This window comes from Mesorhizobium dulcispinae (assembly GCF_033977345.1).
In the GTDB taxonomy this organism is placed as follows: Bacteria; Pseudomonadota; Alphaproteobacteria; order Rhizobiales; family Rhizobiaceae; genus Mesorhizobium; species Mesorhizobium dulcispinae.
The window spans coordinates 1-545 of record NZ_JAVIIY010000078.1 but is presented as its reverse complement, the minus strand read 5'-3'; the positions used below and the strand labels follow the sequence as shown (position 1 = coordinate 545).

Sequence of the window (545 nt, the reverse complement as noted above, 5' to 3'; positions counted from 1 at the left end):
GCTCTCGGCAAGGCCTCCAAGAAGATCAAGACCTCCGAGGAAGTCGCCCAGGTCGGCACGATCTCGGCCAATGGCGACGAGTCGGTCGGCAAGATGATCGCGGAAGCGATGCAGAAGGTCGGCAACGAGGGCGTCATCACCGTCGAGGAAGCCAAGACCGCCGAGACCGAGCTGGAAGTCGTCGGAGGCATGCAGTTCGACCGCGGCTACCTGTCGCCCTACTTCGTCACCAACGCCGACAAGATGGTCGCCGATCTGGAAGACGCCTACATCCTGCTGCACGAGAAGAAGCTCTCCAACCTGCAGGCCATGCTGCCGTTCCTCGAAGCCGTCGTTCAGACCTCGAAGCCGCTGCTCATCATCTCGGAAGACGTCGAAGGCGAGGCCCTGGCCACGCTGGTCGTCAACAAGCTGCGCGGTGGCCTGAAGATCGCCGCCGTCAAGGCGCCGGGCTTCGGTGACCGCCGCAAGGCCATGCTGGAAGACATCGCCATCCTCACCGGTGGCCAGGTCATCTCGGAAGACCTCGGCATCAAGCTCGAGAA

The 545-nt window shown here is 62.9% G+C and carries 1 pseudogene; it reads left to right on the top strand.

From position 1 onward, the window contains the following. Positions 1 to 545 (top strand): annotated as a pseudogene (gene groEL, locus RFN30_RS32325) (chaperonin GroEL); the annotation flags it as partial.